Annotated in this window: 26 protein-coding genes; 8 read left to right on the top strand and 18 right to left on the bottom strand. The window is 43.8% G+C overall.

Annotation, left to right across the window (positions count from 1 at the left end):
• Positions 1 to 27: 27 nt before the first annotated feature.
• Entirely contained in the window at positions 28 to 690 is a 663-nt protein-coding gene (locus tag SB24_RS09945; RefSeq protein ID WP_039253159.1) for a GntR family transcriptional regulator, read from the top strand.
• A gap of 77 nt (positions 691 to 767) precedes the next feature.
• Here the strand turns inward: SB24_RS09945 and SB24_RS09940 are convergent, their stop codons facing one another.
• The 3 genes from SB24_RS09940 to SB24_RS09930 form a co-directional block, all read right to left on the bottom strand.
• Complete coding sequence (locus SB24_RS09940; protein ID WP_015240966.1) at positions 768 to 1,277, bottom strand: DinB family protein; 510 nt, start codon at positions 1,275 to 1,277, stop codon at positions 768 to 770.
• Between the two features lie 50 nt (positions 1,278 to 1,327).
• Complete coding sequence (locus SB24_RS09935) at positions 1,328 to 2,545, bottom strand: MFS transporter (protein WP_039253153.1); 1,218 nt, start codon at positions 2,543 to 2,545, stop codon at positions 1,328 to 1,330.
• A 164-nt stretch (positions 2,546 to 2,709) separates the two neighbouring features.
• Complete coding sequence (locus SB24_RS09930) at positions 2,710 to 3,582, bottom strand: LysR family transcriptional regulator (protein WP_039253150.1); 873 nt, start codon at positions 3,580 to 3,582, stop codon at positions 2,710 to 2,712.
• Between the two features lie 126 nt (positions 3,583 to 3,708).
• Here SB24_RS09930 and SB24_RS09925 point away from each other — a divergent pair, with 126 nt between their 5' ends.
• Entirely contained in the window at positions 3,709 to 4,287 is a 579-nt protein-coding gene (locus SB24_RS09925; protein ID WP_012118916.1) for a LysE family translocator, read from the top strand.
• Between the two features lie 84 nt (positions 4,288 to 4,371).
• Here the strand turns inward: SB24_RS09925 and SB24_RS09920 are convergent, their stop codons facing one another.
• The 5 genes from SB24_RS09920 to SB24_RS09900 form a co-directional block, all read right to left on the bottom strand.
• The gene (locus tag SB24_RS09920) at positions 4,372 to 4,740 is read right to left on the bottom strand and encodes a DUF1304 domain-containing protein (RefSeq protein WP_039253148.1); all 369 of its coding nucleotides are present in this window, start codon (positions 4,738 to 4,740) and stop codon (positions 4,372 to 4,374) included.
• A 30-nt stretch (positions 4,741 to 4,770) separates the two neighbouring features.
• The gene (locus tag SB24_RS09915) at positions 4,771 to 5,409 is read right to left on the bottom strand and encodes a nitroreductase family protein (RefSeq protein WP_004393039.1); all 639 of its coding nucleotides are present in this window, start codon (positions 5,407 to 5,409) and stop codon (positions 4,771 to 4,773) included.
• Positions 5,410 to 5,422: 13 nt separating this feature from the next.
• Complete coding sequence (locus SB24_RS09910; RefSeq protein WP_172437936.1) at positions 5,423 to 5,884, bottom strand: MarR family winged helix-turn-helix transcriptional regulator; 462 nt, start codon at positions 5,882 to 5,884, stop codon at positions 5,423 to 5,425.
• Positions 5,885 to 5,995: 111 nt separating this feature from the next.
• On the bottom strand, positions 5,996 to 6,874 hold the full coding sequence (locus SB24_RS09905; RefSeq protein WP_015418633.1) for a YitT family protein: 879 nt from the start codon (positions 6,872 to 6,874) through the stop codon (positions 5,996 to 5,998).
• 183 nt (positions 6,875 to 7,057) lie between these two features.
• Positions 7,058 to 7,510: a MarR family winged helix-turn-helix transcriptional regulator gene (locus SB24_RS09900; protein ID WP_007615031.1), complete on the bottom strand. Its 453-nt coding sequence runs from the start codon at positions 7,508 to 7,510 to the stop codon at positions 7,058 to 7,060.
• A 119-nt stretch (positions 7,511 to 7,629) separates the two neighbouring features.
• Here SB24_RS09900 and SB24_RS09895 point away from each other — a divergent pair, with 119 nt between their 5' ends.
• Entirely contained in the window at positions 7,630 to 8,061 is a 432-nt protein-coding gene (locus SB24_RS09895; RefSeq protein ID WP_015418634.1) for a GNAT family N-acetyltransferase, read from the top strand.
• 351 nt (positions 8,062 to 8,412) lie between these two features.
• On the top strand, positions 8,413 to 9,279 hold the full coding sequence (locus SB24_RS09890) for a DUF1259 domain-containing protein (protein ID WP_012118923.1): 867 nt from the start codon (positions 8,413 to 8,415) through the stop codon (positions 9,277 to 9,279).
• A gap of 210 nt (positions 9,280 to 9,489) precedes the next feature.
• On the opposite strand, the gene SB24_RS09885 is transcribed toward SB24_RS09890, so the two are convergent.
• Both SB24_RS09885 and SB24_RS09880 read right to left on the bottom strand, forming a co-directional pair.
• Positions 9,490 to 9,891: a carboxymuconolactone decarboxylase family protein gene (locus SB24_RS09885; RefSeq protein WP_007409882.1), complete on the bottom strand. Its 402-nt coding sequence runs from the start codon at positions 9,889 to 9,891 to the stop codon at positions 9,490 to 9,492.
• Between the two features lie 104 nt (positions 9,892 to 9,995).
• Positions 9,996 to 10,904: a LysR family transcriptional regulator gene (locus SB24_RS09880; protein ID WP_032875365.1), complete on the bottom strand. Its 909-nt coding sequence runs from the start codon at positions 10,902 to 10,904 to the stop codon at positions 9,996 to 9,998.
• A 118-nt stretch (positions 10,905 to 11,022) separates the two neighbouring features.
• Here SB24_RS09880 and SB24_RS09875 point away from each other — a divergent pair, with 118 nt between their 5' ends.
• Positions 11,023 to 11,808, top strand: a complete 786-nt coding sequence (locus tag SB24_RS09875; RefSeq protein ID WP_039253135.1) for a 3-hydroxybutyrate dehydrogenase — start codon at positions 11,023 to 11,025, stop codon at positions 11,806 to 11,808.
• Between the two features lie 286 nt (positions 11,809 to 12,094).
• Here SB24_RS09875 and SB24_RS09870 read toward each other — a convergent pair whose 3' ends face one another.
• Positions 12,095 to 13,543 carry an aminotransferase-like domain-containing protein gene (locus SB24_RS09870; protein WP_039253133.1) on the bottom strand — a complete coding sequence of 483 codons (1,449 nt, stop codon included), beginning with the start codon at positions 13,541 to 13,543 and terminating at the stop codon, positions 12,095 to 12,097.
• Between the two features lie 128 nt (positions 13,544 to 13,671).
• Here SB24_RS09870 and SB24_RS09865 point away from each other — a divergent pair, with 128 nt between their 5' ends.
• Positions 13,672 to 14,583, top strand: a complete 912-nt coding sequence (locus tag SB24_RS09865) for a DMT family transporter (protein WP_039253130.1) — start codon at positions 13,672 to 13,674, stop codon at positions 14,581 to 14,583.
• A 150-nt stretch (positions 14,584 to 14,733) separates the two neighbouring features.
• A complete protein-coding gene (locus SB24_RS09860) occupies positions 14,734 to 16,803 on the top strand; it encodes a thioredoxin domain-containing protein (protein ID WP_039253127.1) in 2,070 nt (689 codons plus the stop codon).
• Here SB24_RS09860 and SB24_RS09855 read toward each other — a convergent pair.
• Positions 16,800 to 17,696, bottom strand: coding sequence for a CPBP family intramembrane glutamic endopeptidase (locus tag SB24_RS09855; protein WP_039253125.1), 897 nt, complete (start codon positions 17,694 to 17,696; stop codon positions 16,800 to 16,802). The two genes, SB24_RS09860 and SB24_RS09855, sit on opposite strands and share 4 nt — an antisense overlap.
• A gap of 214 nt (positions 17,697 to 17,910) precedes the next feature.
• Here SB24_RS09855 and SB24_RS09850 point away from each other — a divergent pair, with 214 nt between their 5' ends.
• Entirely contained in the window at positions 17,911 to 19,242 is a 1,332-nt protein-coding gene (locus SB24_RS09850; RefSeq protein ID WP_007615061.1) for an MFS transporter, read from the top strand.
• A 32-nt stretch (positions 19,243 to 19,274) separates the two neighbouring features.
• Here the strand turns inward: SB24_RS09850 and SB24_RS09845 are convergent, their stop codons facing one another.
• From SB24_RS09845 to rpsR, 6 genes are all read right to left on the bottom strand, one after another.
• Entirely contained in the window at positions 19,275 to 19,655 is a 381-nt protein-coding gene (locus tag SB24_RS09845) for a VOC family protein (protein ID WP_039253120.1), read from the bottom strand.
• 56 nt (positions 19,656 to 19,711) lie between these two features.
• Positions 19,712 to 20,650: a LacI family DNA-binding transcriptional regulator gene (locus SB24_RS09840; RefSeq protein WP_012118935.1), complete on the bottom strand. Its 939-nt coding sequence runs from the start codon at positions 20,648 to 20,650 to the stop codon at positions 19,712 to 19,714.
• A 62-nt stretch (positions 20,651 to 20,712) separates the two neighbouring features.
• The gene (gene xth / locus SB24_RS09835; protein WP_039253116.1) at positions 20,713 to 21,471 is read right to left on the bottom strand and encodes an exodeoxyribonuclease III; all 759 of its coding nucleotides are present in this window, start codon (positions 21,469 to 21,471) and stop codon (positions 20,713 to 20,715) included.
• Entirely contained in the window at positions 21,468 to 22,025 is a 558-nt protein-coding gene (locus SB24_RS09830; protein ID WP_039253113.1) for a methylated-DNA--[protein]-cysteine S-methyltransferase, read from the bottom strand. The genes xth and SB24_RS09830 overlap by 4 nt, the downstream gene beginning before the upstream one ends.
• A complete protein-coding gene (locus tag SB24_RS09825) occupies positions 22,022 to 22,603 on the bottom strand; it encodes a bifunctional transcriptional activator/DNA repair enzyme AdaA (RefSeq protein ID WP_039253109.1) in 582 nt (193 codons plus the stop codon). The genes SB24_RS09830 and SB24_RS09825 overlap by 4 nt, the downstream gene beginning before the upstream one ends.
• 192 nt (positions 22,604 to 22,795) lie before the next feature.
• Positions 22,796 to 23,035, bottom strand: a complete 240-nt coding sequence (gene rpsR, locus SB24_RS09820; protein ID WP_004392983.1) for a 30S ribosomal protein S18 — start codon at positions 23,033 to 23,035, stop codon at positions 22,796 to 22,798.

Genomic DNA, 23,035 nt, shown 5'->3' with positions numbered 1-23,035 from the left:
GTATACTACGATTCATGAGGTGTTCCATTGGATAATCAAAACAAAGAACCTGTGCTGAAAAGAACCATCATGCGGGACGAAGTGTATCGCACACTCAGAAACTGGATCATAACGGGCAAGCTCAAACCGGAAACAAAGTTAAAGGACAAGGATTTGTCGGAAACATTGGGAATCAGCCGCACCCCGATACGGGAAGCCTTATTGCGGCTGGAAGATGACGGCTTGGTGATAACAAAAGCGAACAGATGGACGCTTGTCGCTCCGATTGAGTTAAAAGAAGCGGAAAACTTGTATTCCATCGTCTGGACGCTTGAAAAACTCGCATTGCAGCAAGCTCTCCCGCATGTGGACGATGCCGTGATTCAGGAATTGAAACAGCTGAATGAAAATCTTCTTCAAACAATGAAAGACGGCGATAAACTGGCTATCCTGGAAGCGGACAATGCATTTCACCATCGCATCATTCTGCTTGCGGACAACGCTGAACTTCACAAATTGCTAGTAAGCCTGAAAGTCAAAATTCAGAGACTGGAAATCTGCTATTTCAGTGAAAACGGCGCTTTAAACAGATCATATAATGAACACTCTGATATCATTCACGCATTAGAACAGCAAGATGCCGCCGCTGCTTTTACAGCGCTTGAAGCGAATTGGAAAAACAGTTTAGAACGGCTGCAGAACATGGCATAGCAAACGAAAAAGCCAAATCACTCATATGATTTGGCTTTTTTACGGATATCACAAGACAGCCGCGTTGGCTGTCTTGTTTACTTATTGTTTATATATAAATACATACCGTAATCCGTCGGCACAGAAGCATACCCCATCTGTCTGAGCATGGCTGTTATATTCCCGCGATGATACGTTCCGTGGTTCACAACATGGAGGATCATATCGGCCGCTGCGGTTTTCATGATGTCACCTGACGGATGCTCTATTTCAAGAGGGAGACTGATATTTTCTTCCTTTTGCAAAAATAATTGATACCGGTCTGATAATTCCGAGAACATATCTTCCAGCTCTTCTATCTCTTTAGACAAGATGTCCTCTTTTTGCTGTTCAGCTGATTTCAGCGTATCCTCCAGACGCTCTCCGGAGAACACATCAAACCACCCCTTATCCGACAGATACACATGAGTCAATACACCGGCTATCGACGGAAAGACACTTTGAATCTCCTTACGATACACATCCTCCGGAAGCTCTTTAAGCCGGGTGAATATTTGCTGATTTGCCCAAAGATGATAATCATACAATTGCAGTGCCAGATGTCCCACATTACCCTCTCCTCTCTCGATATAGAACGTACGTTCCTCATTATACTACACTACATGCGGCTTTGTACCATCTTCTTCATTCGCAGCTGAGAAAATCCGATAAAAGCCGAAATTAATAAGAGGAGGCCTGCGCCAATATAAATAAACCGCACGCCGAATACATCCGAGATAACCCCCGTTCCGATAATGGAAAACATAAAAATGAACTGAACTAAAGCTGATCTCGCCGCTAATATATTGACCCGTGTCTTTTCGGTCGTGATGTTTTGAAGGAATGTTTCCTGCGTGAGATCTCGTAATACACAAGCCGGCCCCATACACAGCACCAGAAAAAGGGCCGTAACGGCGCTTGTGATCAACCCATAAATAAACGTGAACATTCCATATGCCAAGGCTCCCGTCAGCATAAGCGGAATGAGATGATGCTGAAACTTACCGGATAACTTATAGATGATCAGTCCGCCGATCATCGTCCCTGCATAATAGACTCCGTTGACATACCCCCACCAAGCCTCTCCTTTATGAAGGACGTCATGCACATAAGTCAAGGACACAGACCCAATCCATATCATGCCTGCCCACGATTCGATCACATCCATCACAATGAGAACCCTGAGCTGTTTTTGCTGAAATAAATACACCCAGCCGCTTGCCGCATCTGCAAAAAGGGAACGTTCCCTGACTGCTGCCGGCGCACACAAGCGTACTTGAAGAAACAGAATGATGCCCAAAACCGAAGAAACCAATAACATGACAGTGACGATCATTGTATCGCTCTCTCCCAAGAACGCTATGATGACGCCGCCCAGAGACCACCCCGCAAACTGAACGGTCTGATCGGCCGCAGATAATAAACCGTTCGCTTTCGCCCTTCGATCAGGAGGAATGATTTCCCCAATCAGCGCGCTTTTTATCGGAGCAAACCATCCGTTGCAAAAAGAAATGCCTCCGATCAGACAAAACAGCAGTAAAAAGAATGCGGATGAACCGATTTGGATGACAAAAAACAAACAGACTAACAGTGTGATCTGTATCAATTGAGAACCGATTAACAAAGACCGAAGCGTGAACCGGCCGGTGACCAGCGGCAAAACGGCGCTGCCCAATACGCGACATACAATGCTGACGAACGTCATAAGAGAGGCCATCGCCGTCGAACCGGTTTTTGTAAACAAAAACAAGATGACAGCCATCGTATAAAGTGAGAACCCCAAGTTGATAGCGGTCTGGCTGTATAAAATAGCGTAATACGCTCTCTTCATATTCATCTTCTCACTCCCTGATTATGTAAATCATACCATATTTGCTGATCAGCTCTCTTTTTTTTAAAAAAGGTAGGTATGGAGTCAAAAAACAGCTGGCTGACATCGAAAATGTCATTAAGATTCCGGACAAAAACAAAAGCCGATGCGCGCAGGCATCGGCTTTCAAATTAACCTATCATCTCAAGAACAAGCGAAACAAAAGCTTCAGCGGCCGGAAGCTGCCATTTTTTCTTTTTGACCAGCATATGAGAATAAAGCCGCTCGAACGGCTCAGACTGCTGAAGAATTTTCAGCTTCCCCGCTTTTACCTCTTCTTTTACCGTAATATAAGGTAAAACGGAGAAACCGAGTCCGCTCATCACCGTCTGCTTAATGGCTTCTATACTCCACAATTCCATTGTTTGTAAATGACTGATATCATGCTTGACGAGAAATCGTTCAAACATAGTCCGATAGCTGCATCCTTCTTCATTTGTAATAAAAAAGTGCTTGCCGCTTTGTTGATAGTCGTCAAAATGTTCCGGTGCGTCACTGCCCGCCACGAGGACGATGCGTTCCTCCAATAAAGAATGATGTATGCATTTTTCCATTTGTATCTCCGGATACACCATAAATGCGATATCCACGCGGCCACTTACTAATTCCACCTGATTCTGCCCGCATGTTCCGTTGCTCAATATGATATTGACGTTCGGATACTTCATTGAATATTCTCTGATAATCGGCCCCAGTCTGGAAATGGTCAAAGACTCCGGCGCCGCAATTTTTAAAACGCCCTTCACCTCGTGAATGCTTTGCATATTTTTGATCTTGTCATGGGCGGAAAGTAAATCCTCGGCTAACGGTATCAGCTCTCTCCCTAAAGGTGTCAGTTTCAGACGCCTTTTTTCGTACGTAAATAATGCGCCGCCGACCTCCTGTTCAAGCGCCTGAATATGGGTCGTAATCGTCGACTGCGTGTATCCCAGCTTCGCCGCCGCCCCTGTATAGCTTCCCTTATCTACAATGGCCTGAAATGTAATAAGATGTCTGATCTCCATATGAATTCACCTCTAAGATGTATCGAAAAAATCAATAATGCGATTTTATTTTTCAATTTTATTTATACCTATTCTTATCATACAATAAAAAACGGCTCCATCACATTAGCAAATGAAGGTGATTTAATGAGTATCATAGCTTTTCTTTCTTATGTCCTGATGACATCTATTACGCCCGGGCCGAGCAATATTTTAATGATGAATGAAGCGCGCAGAGCCGGCTTTATCGGTTCATGGCGTTTTAACGGCGGCATCCTGACGGGATTTGCAGTGCTCGGCATTCTCAGCGGTCTGTTTACCATGAGTGTTTATCATTGGATTCCCGTCGTGGAACCTTACTTTAAAATTGCCGGAGCCGTCTATTTGCTCTATTTGGCTTGGCAGATCTCGCTGCCCAAAACATCAAAAGGCGATTCTGAAAAAACCCGATCGTCTTTTCTATCGGGATTTCTGTTTCAAATGATCAATATAAAGAGTATTTTATTCTTTTTAACCTTAATGAGCGCTTTTATATTGCCATTTCAGCACACGTATCCATTGATTGCGTTCTGGCTCGCGTCGGCTATTCTCCTGGGCTGGGCGGCTTTACTGCTGTGGTCGGCGTTCGGCTCTGTTTTTAAACATCTCTTTGAGAAACACGATAAAGCGTTTCGCATCGTGATGTGTCTGCTGCTCATCTATTCTGCGGTAAGCATTTATCTGTAATTCAAAAAAGATCCGCCTAAGGAATGATTTTCAAAACAGAATAAAAAAAGAGGGCTTCCTTTCCGGAAGCCCTCTTTCCGTCTGCTACGCCAATAAAAGAAAAATAAGCGCTAAAACAGCCGGAAGTCCTTGTTTTACGATAATTGATTTGTTTGAAGTAAAGCCTCCGAAAATGGCCGCGATGACCACGCAGATGACGAAAAACGTTTGAATCATATGGCCAATCGGATCAGCTCCGAGGATCAGCCCCCAAATGAGGCCGGCAGCCAGAAATCCATTATACAGACCTTGATTTGCAAACATGACCGCTACATTCCGATCACCTTCTAAATGCTTCGGCAATTTGAAGGACCGCTTAGCTGCCTTCGAATTGATAAAAAACATTTCAAGTATCATGATAAATACATGTTCTAAAGCTACAACTCCGACGAAAACAGCTGCAATAATCCCCACTGTCCCTCTCCCCTCAGCTTCACTTCAACCTTATTTCCATTGTGCGATTGTTTCGATAGGAAGACGGTAGGAAGCATATCCTTCGTCTGCCGCTTTTCCGATTGATAGCAGCATGACCGGTACATAACGCTCTTTATCCATTCCGAAAACCTCGGCAATCTTTTCTTTATCGTAGCCGCCGATCGGGTTTGTGTCATAGCCGTGCGCGCGTGCCGTAAGCATCAGCTGCATGGAAACGAGTCCTCCGTCAATCAGAATCGTTTCACGGTTCACTTGCTCCGGCAGTTTTTCAAAATGCGCCGTCAACGCAGCGATTTGTCTGTCTTTTACTTCCTGCGGCATGTAGCCCAGTTCGACCGCTTTTGAATAAATTTCTTCTAAATAGTCATCACTGTTCATATCTGCGAAAACCGCGATCACCGCAGATGATGTGCTGACTTGTGTTTGGTTAAAGCTGGCAAGCGGCGCGAGTTTTTCTTTTCCTTCAGGGCTGTCAATGACGAGAAAACGCCACGGCTGCGCGTTGACTGAAGACGGTGCTGTCGTTGCTTCTTCCAGGATTTGAGTCATTTCTTCTTTGCTGATTTTAACAGCCGGATCGTAATTCCGAATGGAACGGCGGCCTTTCATAATGTCCATAAAGTCGTTTGTTTTCAGTTCTGTTTTCATGTGTAAAACACTCCTATGCTTTCATATTTTCTATATTATTCTGCATCTGTGACAATACGTTTTTTAACATACTGCGTTCTTCCGCGCTGACACCGGCAAGCATTTCCTTTATGAAACGCTCCTTCTCCTTTTTGGAAGCCTCAATTCTCTCCCGCCCCTGTTCAGTAAGCCGGACAAGTATAATTCGGTTGTCCTCGGGCTTCCGCCTTCTCGTAACCATTTCTTTGGCTTCAAGCTGTTTCAAGTGTCGCGTAACAGCTGCACCATCAATATTCACCTTTTTCTGAAGATCGCTTTGGCTGATCTCATCGACGTAAAAAAGCACGGCGAGAAGCTCAAGACGGGATTGGCTGATTCCGGTGCACGCTTCAAACTTCGTGCCGATCACTTTATGCAGTGATTGGAGCTGATATAAAATCTCGCCTTCCTCTGAACAACATGCTGTCAAAACCCATCCCCACTTTCTTTTGCGCAATTAATTGACTAGTCAACGTTTGATATATCAATAATATACAGCCGTCATTCTATTTTTGCAAGTTTTTTCTCCTTTTTTAAAAAAAGCTGCCGATTAACGGCAGCTCGCTTCTTAATGATTATGGACTTTTCTGAAATTACTGCCTTTTACTTCTGCGACATCATATACCGTCACAAAGGCTTGTTTATCAATGTCATTAATAATTTCTTTCAGTTTGGTTTCTTCTAAACGGTTGATAACACACGTGATTTCTTTGAATTTTTCATGAGAAAAACCGCCGTATGCTTCTTTATACGTAGCGCTCCGGCCCAATTCTTCACGAATGGTCTCTACCATTAATGCAGGCTCATTGGTGATAATCTGAAATGTTTTAGAACCGCTTAAGCCTTCCTCAACCACATGAATCACCTTAGACGCAATGTAGTAAGCAATGACGGAAAGCAATGCGCCTTGCAGCCCGAATACAAAAGAAACAAAAATAAACACAAACATGTTTAAAAATAAAATGAGGTCGCTCGTGCCAAACGGCAATTTCCGTGACAGAAGCACAGCCAGCATATCAATTCCATCTAATGCGCCGCCGTTGCGCAATGCCAATCCCATTCCAAAGCCGAGAATAATCCCGCCGACAACGGTGATTAACAGGGTGTCTCCCTCTATGATAGCCGGTGTGTGGTGGAAAAAACTCGTGCCTGCGGCAAGTGAGACAATACCGATAATTGATAGAAACGCAAAACCTTTACCGATTTGCTTATATCCTAACCAGACAAACGGTATATTGATCACCGCAATTAAGATCCCAAGAGGCAAATGAAACAGCTGTGAACCGACAATGCTGAGTCCGGTTACACCGCCGTCAGATACACTATTCGGAATCAATACGGTTTCCAGTCCATACGCGGCAATAATTCCGCCGATGATGACCATGATGGCCCGTACGATTGATTTCACTCTGAATTTCTTACGTCTTTGTTTTTCGATTGTACTCATATCATTCCCCGCTTCAATTATTTTTTCTTATTTAAATATACCATAATTGATACTTTTCGTTAAAAATAAGCCTATCGGCTATGTTGAAGCAGGAACCGAGGAAGGAGATGTCACAGATAACGTATCCATTTATGACTTTAATCATTCACAACGTAATCATTCATTAAAAGGAATTAATAACCATTAATAATCTCTTTTATTCCCCTTCTTCACATATTCCCAATCATGTTCTATATTTTTTCTCACCCGCTGAAGAAGGCTGAAAATGGTTTCTTTTTCCTCAGATGTAAAGCCGGACAGGGCTACCTCCGCAGAATGCTCTCCTTCTCTTTGCAATAACGGATAAACCTTTCTCCCTTTTTCAGTCGGAAACAGTTTTTTTATTTTTTTATTTTGATCATCAGGACGCTTTTCAATAAACCCCTGTATTTCCAGTTTTTTGATTGCCCTCGCCGCTGTTGTTCGGTCGACTTTAATCATTTCCGCCACTTTTTCCTGTATCACTCCCGGGTTTTCACATATACGCACAAGATAGAGATACTGCCCTTTTGTTAAGTCTAATTCTTTAAATTCAATATTGCTGATGGAATCCAGTGCCCGTGCGATCATGCCGATTTCCCGCAAAATATCAGTCATATCTTTTCAAACCCTTCATTTTTTGTTGCATTTACAATATAATTATTTTATCGTTACTTCTATAAGACCACAAGCAAGCCGTGCAGTCCAGACTAACATGTGAAAAGGATTGGTTGATTATGAGGATAAAAAGAATAACAACGGAAATTGATTTACAAGCAGCGCTTGAGATTAGAAAAGCAGTATTCATTGAGGAACAGCAAGTACCTGAAACCGATGAATTTGATCAGTTCGATACGCTTGAGGATCAGTGCGGGCATGTCTTGGTTTATCATGAAAATCAGCCTGCCGGCACAGGACGCGTCCGCATCGTAAACCATACAGGCAAGCTCGAACGAATCTGCATCCTGAAGCCTTACCGTAAATACGGGTTGGGCAAAGTAATCATAAGCGAATTAGAAAACATGGTAAAAGAAAAAGGCATCACCCAATGTAAACTGCATGGACAAACACATGCGGAAGGCTTTTATCACAAACTGGGCTATCAGACAGATTCACCGGAATTTATGGAAGACGGCATCCCGCATGTCTTGATGACAAAAGAGCTGTGAGCTGTCACTGAATGAGCAGCCAAACGGCTGTATGAATTATTTACCGAAAGCCTTGTATAAAGGCTTTTTTTCTTAGCCTGAAACTCAAATTAAAAGGTATGTGTGCTCAGCCGGTGCTTGTCACAAATGACCGCCACAAAAAAATCAAAGCTGGAATAAAACTACCAATTTAAGCTTTTAATCTATTAAAAATTAACAGTTAAAGAGATTATAAAAAGGGAAGAAAATCTCAAATTATACAAGAAAGGCTGATTCTCTCTAATATGGACTGCTGACGCGTTACATTTTTTCTATCTTCACATATCTTTAATACTACGTACGTTATAAATAGATTCCAGGAGGAGATATGAAGTGGAAGAAACGAGTATGGAGCCATCACGGCTCTGCAAAGAATTTGCTAGAATTCTCAATTCAACGCCCAGTGTCGTAAATGGCGTATGTACGGCGACAAGATTTCGAAGCAACATTCATCCGGTGGTACTCGGAAGAAGAGCCGAGGCATTTCCTTTTATTCCTCAGGCCTTTTCATTTGAAAGCATGGATCGGGAAGGCAGAGCTTTATGTTTAGGTGAGACTGTTTTACTGCAAGAAGAAGTGAACCCGTTAATGAGTGAGCTGCGCAAATTCGGTATCATCGTAACTGCCGTTCATAACCATTGGCTGTTTGATAAACCGCGTCTGATGTTTATGCATTTTGAATCAATTGATAAACCTCTCAATTTTGCAAGAAAAGTCAGAGAGGCCCTGAGAGTTCTAACTACTAAAACTGTGCGTGCGGTACCAAAAACTGACGGGGAAATGATTGAACGGCATGGTCTTTGTGACGAGTTCAACGATATTCTAGGCGGAACCATGCATACGTTTGAAAATGGAATTTGTACAGTAATGAGATCACGAACGAATATAAAACCAGTAGTACTGGGACGGCCCGGAAGATCATTCTTGCTCATTCCGCAAATGTTTTCATTTGAATCAATGACAAAAGACGGCCGTGCTCTTTGCAGCGGAGAAACTGTCATTCTGCAAAAAGAAATCAATCCATTTATCAGCGTCCTTCGGAAACATGATCTGATTGTAACGTCACTTCACAATCACTGGCTGTTTGATAAACCGAGACTGATGTATATTCATTTCGAAGCGATTGATAAACCTGTCAACTTCGCCTTAAAAGTGAGAGATGCTTTAAAAGTTCTTACTGATAAAGAGGTCAAAGCTTAGCATGTTTCGAAGTATCAAAAAGCGATTAATATAATCGCTTTTACATATGATCAACCGAAAACAAAAAAGAGACCATATATAGGTCTGGCACGACATTTTTTATGATAAGCGAGACTATTAAAAAACAGCCTTATAGGCTGTCGTTTTGTGTATGTTCTATTGATGAGTTTATACTAATTCAACCCGCATTCCATACAAGCTCTTTATTTCTCAATGGTTTTCTACATGTCGTTGTGCAAACACCTTCTTAGCCACTGAAAGAGCATTAAGTACACGCGGGAATCCTGTATAAGGAACCAATTGGGTGATACTCTCTACAATCTCAGTCGGCGTTAATCCGGATGTAAGCCCTGTATTGATATGAAGTTCAAGCTGCGGCTCGGTTCCTTGCGTTACAAGGGATGAAATGGTAACAAGCGCACGTTGTTGATTGGTTAACCCCGGTCGTGAATATATATCTCCATAAGCAAATTCTATCATGTACTTACTTACATCTGGGGCGATATCTTTCAAGTCTTCAGAAATCTTTAAATGCGTAGAGATTTTATCATCGCTTGTTAAAGTGTACTCCATTAATTTGTCTAAACCTTGTTGGTAACGGCTTTGATCCATTTGAATTTCCTCCTGAAAGGTACTTATTTTCTGACATAAGATAATATATCGCAGCCCTCTCTAACCGTAAAATACATAAAAACTATAAAAATCATTCATTTTTTTCATGAGTTATCTTGATTTACGTAATTACTCTTACAAAAAAATGAAATATACCGGATAAATTCGCGTACTGCGTGTGAAACATATTTGCCTTTTTTTAAAATAATCGCCACTTTCCAAGGAATTGATGGATTGACAATGGAAATTGCCTTAACTAAACTTTGATCAGTCTTTTTCACTATAGACTGAGGAAAAATGGAAATACCTAGTTCTTCTCCAATCATTTCGCTGATAAAATCCCATTGAGAACTTTCATAAACGATATTTGGACGAAAACCGGCTCTAATACACTCTTGAATAATCCGATCGTGAAGAGAGAAGTCTTCACTAAACAGGATGAAAGGCTCATTTTTCAAGTCTTGCATTTCCACAATCTCTTTATGAACAAGCGGGTGAGCGGAATGAACGAAGAGCATCAGTTCTTCATTAAGCAATGGAATGATATCAAACTGCTCTTCGTCCACTGGTTCAATAACCACGCCAAGATCCAGTACCCCATCTTCAACCTCCTGTTTCACCTTGTTTCCCCCATGTTCTATCAGCTTGATGTTCACATCAGGATACAATTGTTTAAATCCTTTAATGATTTTAGGAAAAAACAAGACACCGATAAGCGGCGGTATTCCAATTTTCACTTTTCCTTTTTTTAAATGTAAAAGATCGTATAAGTTCGTCGACAAGTCATCTATTGACTTCATAATCATTTGGCCTTGCTCAAATACAATTTCGCCTGCATCTGTCAAAGCGATTTGTCTAGCTGAACGATCAATGAGCTCAACCTTTAATTCCTCTTCCAAACTTTTCACCATCTTACTTAAGGCAGGCTGTGACAAATGCAAATTTTCTGATGCCTTAGTAAAACTGTTGGATTTAGCAACTTCAAGAAAGTAAGTGATTTGGCGTATATCCATCGTATGATCTCCATTCCATAAGTTTAACGAATACATTATATTCTTTTTATTCATTTTACTTATACAACTGCTGGGTGTAAACTTTTAGGAGACCAAAATGAATCCTGGAGGGGTTACTATGAGTAAATTATTGGAAAGTAAAGTTGCTCTTGTTACAGGCGCGGCGAGTGGAATTGGTTTAGAAATTGCACGAGAATTCGCTAAAGAAGGCGCAAAAGTGGTAATTTCCGATTTGAACGAAAAAGCCGTGCATCATGCAGCTGAGGAACTTAAGGGACAAGGATACGAAGTCCTCTCTGCGGTTTGTGATGTAACAAACGAAGAACAAGTAGAAAAAAGTGTCTCTAAGACACTTGAAACCTTTGGACGATTGGATATTCTGGTAAACAATGCGGGGATTCAGCATGTGTCGGATATAGAAAACTTCCCGACTGATAAGTTTGAATTTATGCTGAAATTAATGCTTACTGCTCCTTTTAGTGCGACAAAAAGAGTATTCCCTTTGATGAAAAAACAAAAATTTGGCCGCATCATCAATATGGCTTCCATAAATGGTTTAATTGGTTTTGCAGGGAAAGCGGCTTATTGCAGCGCTAAACACGGTTTGATCGGTTTAACTAAAGTATCAGCATTGGAAGGAGCGGAATACGGAATTACCGTCAACGCCTTGTGTCCGGGATATATCGACACTCCATTGGTGCAAAACCAGTTAAAAGATATTGCAGAGACTAGAGGCATTTCTAAAGAAAAGGTGTTTGAAGAAGTCATTTACCCCTTGGTTCCTCAAAAACGTTTGTTAGCCGTGCAAGAAATCGCTGATTACGCAGTATTCCTCGCCAGTGACAAAGCGAAAGGCGTTACAGGGCAGGCAGTCGTAATGGATGGCGGTTATACGGCCCAATGATCTGAATTTCATCTGCAGGAGTCATAGCGCTTTGGATTAAATGATTTACTCTTCAAGAACCAAGCCGCTGTTCTTCTAGGAGAGACATAGCCATACAGATTGAAGTTTGAATAAAAACAAGGAGAGCAGTAATTAACATTTTTTGACATTCGGCATCTTAACTTAAGAAAAGCCGCTTTGTTGGCGGCTTTTTTACTGGTTTTCATGAGGGGGGAAAGAAGCATTTGAAAAAGCGAAACGCGAAAACAAGCCGATTCTTGTCATTGATAGCATGTCTTTTATATATTTATCTGCTTGCCAATTCCTTAATCATCAAACCCAATTCATAAATTCCCTTTTGAAGGTCTTCAAGAGATGCATAAGCATATGATAAGCGAATATAATTCCCTTTTTCTTGAGCATAGATACTGCCGAGATTGAGAAGTATCCCTTTTGTCAAAGCTTTTGTATAAAGTAATTTCATAGATAGTGAAGGCAATATTTTTACCCAGACAAAGAATCCTCCCTTCGGCATATTCCATGCAGCGACATTCTTCAAATTGGTTTCTAAGAGACTCATGACCAATTGCCTTCTCACCTTTAATTGACTTCTCACCTGTTCTAGATGCTGCTGGTATTCACCGGATGTAAACCACTCTGCCGCTACTCTCTGAGATAACGAACTGGAGCCGTAATCTGTTTGCATTTTTATGTCGGATAAACGTTCAATCACTGGTTCCGGACCGACGATCCATCCAATTCTCAAACCCGGACTTAACGTTTTCGATAAACTGCCTATGTAAAGCACATGCCCATTTTTATCTATTGTTTTAATAGGATCTGGAGGAATCTCATCTATCCATAACTCCCGATAAATGTCATCTTCAATAATGGGAAGCTGTGCATTCTCACTTGCCGCAAGGATTTCTTCCCGTCTCTTTTTTGACATTAAAATACCTGTCGGATTATGAAAACAAGGATTTGTATATAAGATAGCCCTCCCCCGTTCCCCCCTTGCCATGTGGATGTGTTCCGGCAAAAGCCCATCGTTATCCATAGGAACTCCAGTCAGCTTCATACCGGCTGATTGAAATACGTGTAATGAATAAAGATAGGACGGCTGGTCAAGATAAACGGTCGATCCCCTTTGCAAAAGCCCCATTGATATCAGCTGCAAGGCTTGCAGTGCGCCCGAAACAATAAGAATGGAAGAAGGAGAAGCTTGAATCCCGATTGTTCTTAAATAGCCGCTTAATGCCTCTCTCAAAGGCAAATAGCCTTTTGGTTCCTCATACCCGAATGCCTCTATGTTTTGAGATACCTTTCCCATGATCTCTTTCATAACAGCTAAAGGAAAAATCTCATGTGAAAGTTCTCCTTTACTGAGCTGTATAAGATCAGAATTCGATTCTGATTTATTGATCTCTTGAACGATTTTTTGGCTTGGCTGCTGGATTCCGGAGGTTACATACTGATCCCAATCGGGGGCGGAATTCTTAGCCAAAAGTGTCCATGTATTGTTCGTAACAACTGTCCCTTTGCCCATTCTGCCTTCGATTAATCCATCCGCCGTCAATTCCTCTAAAGCTGTAATGACTGTGCTCCTGTTCACCTCAAATTGTTTAGCAAGCGTGCGCTGGCTTGGAATCTTACTTCCAATCGGCCATTCTCCATTTCCTATTTTCTCTTTTATAAATTGAATGATTTGTATGTACTTAGGAAGCTTTTTCATCTTTTTTTCTTCTGGAGCGCTCATAAAAAGGATCCTCCTTAAAGTGGTTGGGTCAAAATCTATTTAACTGGTTGAAGTCATATCATCAAATCTTTATTAATATAGAAACACATTAAATAACTGGTTGGTTTTTGTAAAGAGGAGTGAGAAAGATGAGAAAGCAAACAGTTCGAATCGGCATAGCTTACATTCTGATGATTGGGTTGTGGGCATCAGCTTTCCCGGGAATTCGCGCGGGTTTGGAGAGTTACACGCCGGAACACCTCGCTTTGTTTCGCTTGTTGATTGGGTCAATGGCATTGTTGGTTTTTGCTGTTTTGACTCATATGCGTTTACCTGACATGAAGGATATCCCTGCTATTTTATCGTTAGGATTTTTAGGTTTTGCACTATATCACATTTTGCTGAATATCGGAGAAAAAACAGTCAGTGCAGGGACAGCAAGCTTACTCGTGACCATGACACCTATTTTTTCTGCCATGTTATCTCGTCTGTTTTTTGGTGAACATTTTGGGCTTTATAAATGGATTGGCTCTATCATAAGTTTATTGGGTGTGTCGATCATTTCATTTGGGGCAGGAAACTATACAAATTCAGTGAACGGCATTTTGTTAATCCTGCTGGCAGCTTTTTCGGAGAGTATTTATTTCGTTTTTCAAGCTCGCTATATAAAAAAATATGGATTTATTCCATTCGTTACATTCACTATTTGGGGCGGGACAATACCTATGCTTGTATTTCTGCCTGGCTTAGGGGAAGAGTTTTTGAACGCTTCAATGAACTCAACATTGTCTATCGTTTACTTAGGTTTATTACCAACGGTTGTGCCTTACTTTGCACTTGCGTATGTAACTTCACTCGTCGGTGCTTCAGAAGCAGCCATTTCACTTTATTTAACACCAGCCGTAGCCTTGGCCATTTCTTGGGTGTGGTTAGGTGAGGTACCTGCGTTTATTGCACTGACAGGCGGGATGGTTACAGTCGCCGGGGTGTGTTTCACCTATCTAACAGTAAATAAAATGATAAAGGTTTTAAATCCTTATTTCTTATCTAAAAAGCAATAAGGTGGATGAAGTTTAACCCTGAAAATAGAGTCATAAGCAGTTCTCCTTTTTTAATGAATTGGGTTTGGTTCACAAAGTTGAGTGTATGAATTTTTTTAGAGGATTGTGGTATGTTAAACATACAAATATTAATAGAAAGAAGGTGAGCCCATGCCAAACAATAGCAAACCCAACAGTTTAATCATGGAGAAGTCCCCCTATCTGCTCCAACACGCCCACAACCCCGTAAACTGGTATCCTTGGGGAGAAGAAGCCTTCGAAAAAGCGAAACGCGAAAACAAGCCGGTTCTTATCAGCATCGGCTATTCGACGTGTCACTGGTGCCACGTAATGGCTCACGAGTCCTTTGAGGACGAAGAGATCGCCGGTATGTTAAACGATAAATTCATAGCCATCAAGGTTGATCGTGAGGAGCGGCCTGATGTGGATTCCGTGTATATGAGAATCTGCCAGCTGATGACGGGGCAGGGCGGGTGGCCGCTGAACGTGTTCGTCACACCAGATCAGAAGCCGTTTTATGCGGGGACGTATTTTCCGAAGACGAGCAAATTTAACCGCCCGGGCTTTATCGATGTGCTTGAACATCTGTCCAAAACGTTTGCGAATGACCGGCAGCATGTCGAGGATATCGCCGAAAACGCCGCCGCTCATCTTGAAGTCAAGGTTCACCCGGCCGAGGGCATGCTTGGCGAACAGGCGGTTCATGACACGTATCGCCAGCTGGCCGGCGGGTTTGACACAGTGTACGGCGGGTTCGGCCAGGCTCCGAAATTTCCGATGCCGCATATGCTCATGTTTCTGCTTCGCTACTACAGCTATACGGGCAAGGAACAGGCTTTGGCCGGCGTAACAAAGACACTCGATGGCATGGCGAACGGCGGAATTTTTGACCACATCGGGTTCGGTTTTGCCCGCTACTCGACTGATAATGAATGGCTCGTGCCGCATTTTGAGAAAATGCTGTATGACAACGCCCTTCTCCTGACCGCATATACAGAAGCCTGCCAAGTCACGGGTAATGAGCGCTACAAACAGATTGCGATGCAGATCGTAACGTTTATTCAGCGGGAAATGATGCATGAAGACGGCAGCTTTTTCTCAGCTTTAGACGCTGATACCGAAGGCCGTGAGGGGAAATATTACATATGGTCTAAAAAAGAAATCATGAACCTTCTCGGTGATGAACTCGGCCCGCTTTACTGCAAGGTGTATAACATCACAGATCAAGGCAATTTTGAAGGCGAAAACATCCCGCACCTCATTTTCACGCGGCGTGAGGCCATCCTCGAAGAGACCGGCCTCACCGGACATGAGCTGGCCGAACGCCTTGAAGAGGCAAGAACAAAATTGCTGGAGGCCCGTGAAAACAGAAGCTATCCGCATACAGATGACAAAGTGCTGACCTCATGGAACGCGCTCATGATTGCCGGGCTGGCAAAAGCCGCAAAGGTATTTCACGAGCCTGACTTTCTCAGCATGGCGGAAACAGCGATCCGCTTTCTCGAACGACACCTCATGCCGGACGGGCGCGTCATGGTCCGCTATCGCGAGGGCGAAGTGAAAAATAAAGGGTTTATCGATGATTACGCTTTTCTCATCTGGGCTTACCTTGAACTGTATGAAGCGGGTTTTAATCCGTCTTATCTGCAGAAAGCGAAAACGTTATGTACAAGCATGCTGGAGCTGTTCTGGGATGAACGGCACGGAGGTTTCTTCTTTACGGGGAATGATGCCGAGACCCTCCTTGTCAGGGAAAAAGAGGTTTATGACGGGGCCGTGCCTTCCGGAAACAGCGCGGCTGCCGTACAGCTGCTTCGTCTCGGCCGCCTGACGGGTGATATATCACTGATTGAAAAAGCCGAAGCGATGTTTTCCGTGTTCAAACGGGAAATAGAGGCCTATCCGAGCAGCAACGCTTTCTTCATGCAAAGCGTACTGGCACATACAATGCCCCAAAAAGAAATCGTTGTTTTCGGAAGGAAAGATGACCCGGACAGAAAACGTTTCATTGAGGCGCTTCAGGAGCATTTCACTCCCGCCTATACGATTCTCGCCGCAGAACATCCGGATGAGCTTGCCGGCATTTCTGACTTTGCCGCGGGTTATCAAATGATCGACGGGAAGACAACGGTCTACATTTGCGAGAATTTCGCCTGCCGGAGGCCGACGACGGATATTGATGAAGCGATGAACACCTTACAAATCAGCAGCAGAGCCTAGGCGGCCTGCTGCTTTTCTTTTTTCACAAAACGGAATGCGAGCCATGCGAAGATGATATTGATCACCAGAGTCGATATGCAATCATATATTTCATAGCCGCCGGCTGCTGTTGTAAATATCGACGGAATGCCGCCGTACACCGAATGATCCTCTGTGAGAAAGATAAATAAAAACATATTATTGGCAGCGTGACCGCCAAGAGACATCTCCAGACTGCCCGTTTTAATCGTGATAAAGGTCCAGATCATGCCAATGGTGACATATCCGATTCCCGCCCAGAAAGCTCCATTTTCCATTTCCGGATTTCCGAAATGAAGTGCGCCGAATAATCCGCCGATAATGACTGTCAGAACCACCGCGTTTGCCGTCAATTTTCCGGCGAACTGAAGCAGAAAACCGCGAAAGAGAAATTCCTCCGCAGAGGTTTGAATCGGCACCAACAAGACGGCCGCCGCTAACAGCAGCAGAAAACGTGAAGCATGGAATTCCTGAAGCATGAAACGATCCGGATGAATTGTAAAATCAATCAGCCCCGCGACAAACATCAGCACAACATATGTGCCGAATCCAAAGAAAATCCTCTTCCAGTTCAGCGACTGATTCGGTGTGATGATGGATAAAAACCGCCGTTTCATAATGAAACGAACCGCTATCCAAATGCCCGGAATCGCTATGAAATAGACGATATGCTGTAAATAAATATCCGTCAGCGGGTCACTTAATGCCCCCTCATCCCAATTTATCGTCAGTGAAGGATTGAAAGCGGACGTGAGAAACATATAAAACACGGTCAGTATGCTTCCGAAAAAGAACAAACCCACAATGACCAACAGAGAAAGAAGATATCTCGATACACTATTTCTTCCCTCTGCTGGGCGTACAAACGTATTCATATTTATGCATCAACTTCCTTTCCTTCAACATTTTACAATATAAACAGAAACAGATATAGGAAATGTTATATATTTTAAGAAGAAAGCGCTATGCCGTTTCCTTTGGCTCTGGTTATTTACACTCTGTTTTTGCCAAAAAAAGACCTTTATAATGTATTCGTCAGATAAATTTACAGTATTTTCTGATTACAATTGCTAAGTCAGGGGGTTTTTTATGAAACATCAGACATTCTCAAATGTAGCGAATCGATTAGACCGTCTCCCCATTTCGCGTGTGCATTATCAAGTATTAACCGCTCTCGGAATCATCTATTTTTTTGATCTCGCTGATCTGTTTACACTCAGCAACGTGGCTCCGGCGCTGATTGAGCATTGGGGCGTGAAGCTGTCCACCATTGCCGACATCACGGCCGCATCCTTCCTGGGCATGTTTTTAGGCGCGTCCATCGGCGGAAGGCTGTCCGATCGGATCGGCAGGAAAAAAGCGCTGAATTGTTTTGTCCTTGTCTTTTCGATCTCATCTTTTCTGAATGCGCTGGCATGGGACATTCCGTCCTTAATGATTTTCCGCTTCTTGACCGGGCTCGGCGTCGCGGCCGCCATGATTGTGACGAACAGCTATTTGGCGGAATTTTTTCCATCCTCCGTACGAGGAAAATACATCTCCCTTTGCGCCATGATCGGACTGATCGGCGTTCCCGTCACAAACGTTGTTTCCGCTTTTGTCATTCCTTTAGGCTCATGGGGGTGGCGGCTCGTATTCGTATGGGGGGCGGCCGGTCTCATTTATTTCTTTTTTATCCGCCGGCTTGAGGAATCGCCGCGCTGGCACGAAAATCGGGGCGCATATGATCAGGCAAACGCCATTATGAACCGTCTTGAAGCACGTGCAGAGAAAGAAAAAGGCCCGCTTCCCGCGCCAAAAGAGGCGGCAGAAGTACATACAGTGAAGCACGCAGGCTACTTAGGGCTGTTTCAGGGCAGGAATTTAAAGATCACCATCATCCTGTCAGCGGTATGGATTCTTGAAACCTTTGGCTTTTACGGCTTTGCTTCATGGGTGCCCAGCCTGCTGAAAAGCAACGGCATCACCATGGAAAAAACGCTGTGGTACAATGTGCTTCACTCTGTCGGCGCACCGCTTGGCGCATTGCTCGGTTCCATGATATCCGAGACGTTCCAAAGGAAATGGATTCTGGCCGCAAGCGCTTTTCTGACCGCCATTGCCGGACTGTTATATGGCATGACGTTTATTCCCGTCATGATTATTGTGTTTGGGTTTGTCGTCAACGTCACGGAACGGATCTTCACCTCAAACTTATACGCCTACACATCGGAGCCGTATCCTACGGAATATCGCTCGGCCGGGAGCGGGCTGGCGTATGGGCTCGGCCGTTTTTCCAATATATTCGGCTCCCTGCTCGTCGGATTTATTGCCGTTAAGCTCGGCTACATCAGCGTCTTTTTGTTCATCGGCGGCTGCTGGCTTCTATGTTCCGTTTTGTTAATCCTCTTCGGTCCGAAAACAAATGCACAGCAAATTTAATCAATAAAACAGTGCGGAACCACTCCGCACTGTTACACTGTGATTTCTATCAAATTGCCTTCCCCATCCTCTATCACGCTCTCATAATATCCGTCACCCGTCACGCGCGGGCCGCTTACAACCTGAAATCCATCATTTTTAAACGTCTCCGTCAATTCATTCACCCGCTCCTTGCTGCCTGTAGAAAATGCGAGATGCGCCCATCCGGTCATATTCTGTGCCGGAGCTTCATCAATGCCGCCTTTTTTCATAAGTTCCAGCCTGCATCCGGAGTCAAATGTCAGAAAATACGATTTGAAATCTTTTTTCTCATTATGATAAAGGTCATTGGCCTTGGCGCCGAAGTATGTCTCATAAAACTCTTTCATCCGTTCTAAATCTTTCACCCATATCGCTGCATGTTCAATTCGCATATGTCCGCCTCCCTTTTTTTCTCAATCTATTTATAAAGCATGAAACCCATTTCAGCTCAAGACTTTTTCCGCTGAAATTGATGCATAATTTGTTTTTTAGCCGTTTCTTCGTGAAAAAACAATAAAAATGCTTCCTTTCCGACCCGTTCCAAATGAAGTTCCAGGGATGGAATATTCAATGCCCGGCTGACGCTCAGATTTCCCTCGCCGATGATCTCCGCGTCCCATTTCTGTTCTTTCGCAAACTGGTACAAGCCGGCAGCCACGTCATCACTGTGCGCATAGATGGCCGTCGGCGCCTTGTCGAAACCCCAGAAGTGCTCACCCGCACGCTTTCCGTCGTCCATATCATGGCATCCGACCAGAATGCGGGTTTCATCAAGAGAGCCGAAAACCGCCTTATATGCGGTTACCTTGTCGGCCGTACTCGGGCTTTTTTCCGCTTCCCGCACACATGTAAAAGCAACGTCTTGATGCCCGCGGTTTTTCAAATACAAAAAGCTTTCTCTGTATGCTGCCTGCCTGTCATTATAAGCGCAGGGAATCTCTTGATGCTGTGTATATTCACAAGCGACAATGGGACCGTATTCCAGGTAAGGCACGGCGGTCTCCCATTCATTCGCGCGGGACGTGACAATCAGTCCGTCAATCTTTTTCATTTTCAGCAGTTCGAAATATGTCATCTCTATAGCGGGGTCATAGTTGGTGGGGAGAAGGGTTGTCACGTAATCATGGGCAAACGCTTCCTTCGTGATACCGTTTACAATTTTGTCAAAGCAGGGATGGTCGCTGTACGGCAAAATCACACCGATTGTATTGGTCTTTCCGCGAATCAGATCAATGGCGGTTCGATTAGGGGTATAATCCAGCTCCTTCATCACTTGATTCACAAGACGCCTTTTCTCCTCAGATACATACGGATGTCGGTTTAATACGCGTGATACGGTGGCCACCGACACATTCGCCAGTTTCGCAATCTCTTTTATATTTGCCATGTGCTCCTCCATTTTCGGTGATAAAAAAGCAGCAAGAGTGGATTTCTCTTACTGCTATCTCATCATAAATCCACTGTCATTTCAACAGGACAATGGTCAGAACCCATGATATCGGCACAAATGGCCGCTTGGCTGATCCGCTGCTTCAGTCTGTCTGAAACAATGACGTAATCAAGCCGCCAGCCGATGTTTTTCTCACGTGCGTTCGTCCTGTAAGACCACCAGGAATAGGCGCCTTCCCGATCAGGGTATAAATAGCGGAATGAGTCGGTAAATCCGGCGCTCAGCAGGGCGCTGAACGCTTCCCGCTCCTGCTCCGAGAAACCGGCGTTCTTCCGGTTGGCTTTCGGATTTTTTAAGTCTATCTCCCTGTGTGCGACATTCAGATCGCCGCATAAGATCACAGGCTTCTTCCGGTCAAGCTTCTGCAGATAATCCTTAAAATCGGCTTCCCATTGAAGACGGTAATCAATTCGCTCTAATCCGCGTTTGGCATTCGGCGTATAACAGTTGACGACAAACACATGCTCAAATTTAAGCGTGATCACCCGTCCTTCTTGATCATGTTCGTCAATCCCCAGTCCATAGAACACGTGCAGCGGCTTTTCTTTCGAAAAAACAGCCGTGCCTGAGTAGCCTTTTTTCACCGCATAGTTCCAATAGGCGTGATATCCTTCAGGTTGTAATGATACTTGTCCGTCCTGTACTTTTGTTTCTTGCAGACATAGAATATCGGCTTCCGTTTCTTGAACGTAAGTATTGATATCTATCTTTTTCATCACGGCACGCAAGCCGTTTACATTCCAAGACATCAGTTTCATGTGATCCCTCCTGTCCGGCTCAGCCGGTATTCCAGTGTTTCAATGTTTCCGCCCTCTAATGCCAGCAGCTGCTTTTTCATTTCTAAACCGCCTCTGAATCCGGTCAGTTTCCCGTTTTTTCCGATGACGCGATGGCACGGAACCGTAATCAGTACCGGATTTTTTCCAATCGCGGCGCCCACGGCTCTTACGGCTGCCGGTTTCTGAATCATTTCTGCTATATCCGAATAGGAGTATGTCTCGCCGTACGGTATGTCCATAAGCGCTTTCCATACAGCAAGCTGAAATTCTGTCCCGTAAAGATCCACCGGCACTGAAAAAGCTGATCTGCCATTGTCAATGTACTCGGACAGCTCTGCCGTGTAAGGAGCCAGCTTTTCATCATCACGTGCCAATCGGTATTGCGGCAGTGATTTTTTTGCCCACTGCTCAAGCTCTTCAAAGCTTCCATAATTTGAGCCTATAAAGCAAAGCCCCTTAGATGTGGCGGCTGTATACAGGCTCCAATCATTCCGTGTGAAGAGTGTCCAATAGATCATAGGCTCTTTACTCATATTGAACCTCCCTGTCCCATTTTGGCCGTTTTTCTGTATTCTGTGGGCGAACTCCCGGTTCCCTTTTTAAAAAGGGTCGCGAAATGCGCTGTGTTTGGAATTCCGACAGTCAGAGCGATCTCCATGACTGTCATATCAGTATGCTTTAAAAGGTGTTCCGCCTTCGACAATCTTATTTTCTGTATATACGCAATCGGGGATATTCCCCTGATTTTTTTAAATGTCCGCTGTAAATGATAGGGGCTGCCGTGACACATTTCGGCCAGTACACTCAGAGTCAGGGATTCGTGATAATGGCGTTCAATGTATTCAATGATTTGAGCAATCCATTCTTCATCAGGAAGACGAAGACCGTTCGGCCGGCACCTTTTACAGGGTCGAAATTGTTTCTCGAGCGCTGCATCAGCCGTATCAAACACCAGCACGTTTTCTTTATTCGGAACTCTCGATTTACAAGAAGGCCGGCAGAAAATCCCTGTCGTTTTTACTGCATAATAAAATGCCCCGTCATAAGAAGCATCATTGTGTATGATTGCGCTCCACTTTTCATCAGTCAGGATATTTCTGTCTGTCTCCATCTCAGCCACCCCCTGTTTTTCAGTATAAACAAATTCATTGGATAAGTACGCGTTTTTGAATAGAGGAGCAAGATAACAAAGATAGGTGTCAGGAGCACTTCCATGTTTCATGTGAAACATTTCGGCAAGATGGAGAGGGACTGATATAAAAAAAGAGCAGGAGCCCGCAGGCTCTTGCTCTTTTCTTTCGGCTTACTCGCCAGTTACGTATGGAAGTAAAGCCATTTGACGTGCGCGTTTGATCGCGATAGTCAATTTACGTTGGTATTTCGCGTTTGTTCCAGTTACACGGCGAGGTAAGATTTTACCACGCTCAGAAACAAACTTTCTAAGAAGATCTACATCTTTGTAATCGATGTGCGTAATGCCGTTAGAAGTGAAGTAACAAACCTTACGGCGTTTCGCACGACCGCCTCTGCGTCCTCCTGCCAT

It is taken from the genome of Bacillus sp. Pc3, assembly GCF_000815145.1.
Taxonomy (GTDB): Bacteria; Bacillota; Bacilli; order Bacillales; family Bacillaceae; genus Bacillus; species Bacillus velezensis.
Note: the sequence above shows the minus strand (reverse complement) of the source record. Positions and strands in the feature narration are given on the sequence as shown.